This is a genomic window from Candidatus Eisenbacteria bacterium, from assembly GCA_016867495.1.
In the GTDB taxonomy this organism is placed as follows: domain Bacteria; phylum Eisenbacteria; class RBG-16-71-46; order CAIMUX01; family VGJL01; genus VGJL01.
Map to the genome: position 1 here is coordinate 1 of VGJL01000227.1, position 3,630 is coordinate 3,630.

General features: G+C 69.6%; 2 protein-coding genes. Both read right to left on the reverse strand.

Going from position 1 to position 3,630, the window contains the following annotated elements:
* The coding region (locus FJY88_12600; GenBank protein MBM3288174.1) for a TonB-dependent receptor at positions 1–2,469 on the reverse strand (2,469 nt) is incomplete at its 3' end.
* Positions 2,397–3,317: a hypothetical protein gene (locus tag FJY88_12605; GenBank protein MBM3288175.1), complete on the reverse strand. Its 921-nt coding sequence runs from the start codon at positions 3,315–3,317 to the stop codon at positions 2,397–2,399. The genes FJY88_12600 and FJY88_12605, both read right to left, overlap by 73 nt.
* Positions 3,318–3,630 lie beyond the last annotated feature (313 nt).

Consider the following 3,630-nt stretch of genomic DNA (forward strand, 5'->3'; position numbering starts at 1 on the left):
GCCCGCCACCGTCATCCCGATGAATGGAAGAAGGGGCAGGCCGCGCACCGGCCGCCGGCGGTCGAGATCCCGATTCCAGATCATCGAGACGCTGTTCTTCCTCGCGGTCATGTTGAGGACCTCGAGAAAGATCGATCCCGAGCGGCCGAAGATCGAGATCTCCCGTTCCACCCGGCCGTCCAGCCTTCCATAGGACGACATCTTCTCGCTGAAGGGATCTCCCCAGACGGGGACGTGGACCGGATCGCCGTCCGAGTCCCAGCGGGTGAATCGGGCACGGAGAGGCGTGTAGGGGGCGCCGGAGGCGACTCGAAGGACGAAGGAGAGCGTCCATCCGGCCCTCGCCGGGAACCTCGCGCGCGCGAGAAAACTCTGCTCGCGCTCGGCGCTCACGCGCGTCCAGCGGTCGTAGACGCCTCCACGGAAGCGGCTGTCGATCCACGCGTGCGCGAGGGTCGCCTCGAGGTCATCGATCCATCGACGATCCCCTCCGCGGCGGGGAAGGGGGCGCAGCCCGATCTCGGCCTCGATTCCCCGTGCGAGCGCCCGTCCCTCGGAGATCGCTGTGTAGGCGACCCGATCGGCCGGCACGAGGAGATCGCGGGTGTCGCGCGTGTAGGTCTCGAGCGTCCAGTCGATGCGCCGCCACGTGGCGTTCAACCCGGCGCTCGCGAGCGCCGCCCGCTCGGGCGGGTAAGCGGACAGCGGCCTGATCGAGAGGGGCGCCTCGCGCGAGAAGGATTGGATCCCATCCGGATATTGCAGGAACTGCCCGGCCCCGACGCGGAAGCCGAGCGGCCCCTTGATCCGGCCTCGAAGTGCGACGCGCGGGCTCACCTGGATCGGCGAGGGGCCGCTCGCGTCCTCGATGCGCAGGCCGAGCGAGAGGAACCAGTCCCTCCCGAAGCCGACGACATCCTCCGCCCAGGCGGCCCGATAGGCGAGCAGATCGTCCATGTCGAGCGACGCGGGAGTCGGATTGAGGCTCGGGGCCGCGTCCGCTTCCGCATCCCAACCGACCCTGGACCGATAGCGATCCCAGGAGGCGCCGATGCGCAGGACATGGGGCGCGGCGTCGACTTCCCACTCGTGGGAGGCGGAGATCCGCAAGGCCCTGGTCCGCGCGGCGGCATAGCTCACCCGATCGTCCGTCCCCTGGATCCGGACTCGGGTCCTGTCGGTCAGGAGCGAGCCTTTCGAGATCGCCCGCAGCCCCTCGCGGAGATCGCACGCGTGTTCGATCGAGAAGCCGGACGATCCGCTGCTGCCGCGCGTATCGGCCCCCTGCTCTCCGGCCTCGCCCGGGAAGATGTAGTCGATCCCCTCGTCGCCGAGCGCGAACCTGGCGATCAAGCGATGCCCGAGCGCGGGATCCCAGTCGAGGCGCCCCTGCGCCTCCTGCAGGTAGGGATACTGCGTTCCCTCCCCCTTGGGCGGCCGGAGGATCAGATCGTAGTAGGTGCGGCGGAGCCCGAGAATCCAGCTCCCGCGGCCGCCCGGGAGGGGCCCTTCGAGGGCCGTAGACGCCGCGATGAGCGAGAGGGTCTGTCGGCTGCGGAAGGAGTGGCGATTCCCCTCCCGCGTCCTCAAGTGGATGACGCCCGATGTCCGGTTGCCGTAGCGCGCGGAGAATCCGCCGGCGTAGAGCTCGACCGATTCGACGATGTCGGGATTCGCGAGGCTCAAGCCCCCTCCGAGGACGATCCGCATCCGGTAGGGGTTGTAGGCATCGAATCCGTCCATGAGGAAGAGGACCTGATCCGGCTCGCCTCCCCGGATCGAGAGGAGCGTGCCGAGGTCGTTCCTGGTCTCGATCGAGCGGCTCTCCTGCAGGGCGCGCAGCGGATCCTGGAATCCGCCCGGGGCCCTGCGGATCTCCCTCGCGAGGATGAGACGGGAAGGGGCCTGCGGCGGGTCGGGGCGGATCCTCTCCCCATAGATCTCGACCGTGGGGACGCGATAGGCCTGCGGCTCGAGGGAGAGCTCGGCGCGGGCGAGAGGTTCCTCGTCGGTCGCCGTCACGAGGAGCCACCCGGAGGTCTCGTGCATCGGCGCGAGGGCGCGCAGGCGGTAGGTCCCCGCGCCGGGCAAGTCCGCATGGAAGCGGCCGAGCGAGTCGACGGAGAGGATCCAGTCCCCGGGATCGATCACGACCTGCGCCATGGGGAGCGGCTCGCGAGTCAATCGATCGACGATCCGTCCCCGGACGGCGTGGCGCGCGGCCGCCTCCGCGGGCGCTCGAGGGGAAGCGAGGAGAAGCGCCGCGAGGAGCGATGCGGCCTGCAGTGCGATGCGCCGGGTCGCGATCGACGAGCGCGGGCGCGACGCCCGTCCCGCCGACCGCGGGCGCCGTTCCGCGCCGCGGCAAGCGGAGCTCTCGATGCCTCGCGAGCGGCTCACCGCAGGCTCCGCAGATCGAAGAGGATCAAGGCGCGGCCGAGATCGAGCGCCGAGTCGGCGAAGAGCCATCGCCCGTCGGCGGAGATGTCATAGTCGACGACCCACGGGAGGAGGATCCACTCCTCGCCAGTTCCGGGCCGCAGAGCGTGGAGCATCAGGACCGAATCGATGTAGAGAAGGCCGTCGTCCTCGCCGGGCAGGAAGCGCCAGAAGGATGGGGACTGGCCGGCGAGAACGAGCGCCGGCGTCTCTGACCCGAGCAGACAGACGATCGATTCGATCCCGGAGGTCGAGGATATCGACATCCGCTCCATGCAGACCATGCGCCCCGAGCTGTCGAGACCCGGGGAGCTGCCGAGCCAGAGTCCTCCATGCGCTGAGAACCGGGCGCAGAGGGGGGCGATGTTCCCTGTGCTCAGGTCCCAGCGATAGATGCCGTGGCCGTCGGGGCCATTCGCGCCGAAGAGGAAGGATGTCGTGTCCGCCCAGCGGGGCGTCGAGATGGTGAGATACTCCGGAGGAACATCGAGGAGGATTGCCCCGGCATCGCCCGCCTCTCTCCAGAGGATGACGCGCGCGGTGTCGCCTTCGATCAGCCCCAGGAGGCGTCCGCCGTCCGTCGAGAGATCGATGGATGTGATCGGACCGCGATGCGCAAGGAGAGTCTCGGGCTCCCCGCGCCCCTCCATGCGCAGGATGCGGTATGCGCCCCAGATGTCGTATCGCCGGCGGACCCAGGCGAGCACGTCGCCATCGCCATCCACCGTGGGAGACCTGTCCAGGAAGCCGCCGGCCGGGACCACATAGAAAGGCGGCGCCGCGTCCGGGTGGCTCTGTTCCTCATCCACCGCGCAGGCGAGGGGGAACGAGGCGATCAGGAGGCTAGCGAACCAGAATGACCGGCCGAGACGCCGCATCCGCCCTCCTCTGGACCCTAAGGAAGTAGACGCCCGCGCTAAGGGGAGGCGCGATCGCGCGCGGATCGATCTCGATCTCGAGCCACTGGCCGGCGCGCCCGCGCCGCTCGTCCCTCCAGAGGCTCCGCCCGGAGATGTCATAGAGGCCGATCGCGATCCGATCCACCTCTGCGTGCGCATCGCCGCCCATGACGGCGAGTCTCACGGGTCCGCGGGCCGGGTTTCCGGAGATCAGACGGAGCCACTCCGCGCCCCGCGCTCCACCGGGGCCGGCGCCGATCGTCGGGTTCCGGCGGACGACGATCCCGCTCCC

Bases quoted from the DNA above. Each gene is read 5' to 3' on its own strand.
- FJY88_12605 (MBM3288175.1), bottom strand. From the start codon at position 3,317: ATGCGGCGTCTCGGCCGGTCATTCTGGTTCGCTAGCCTCCTGATCGCC.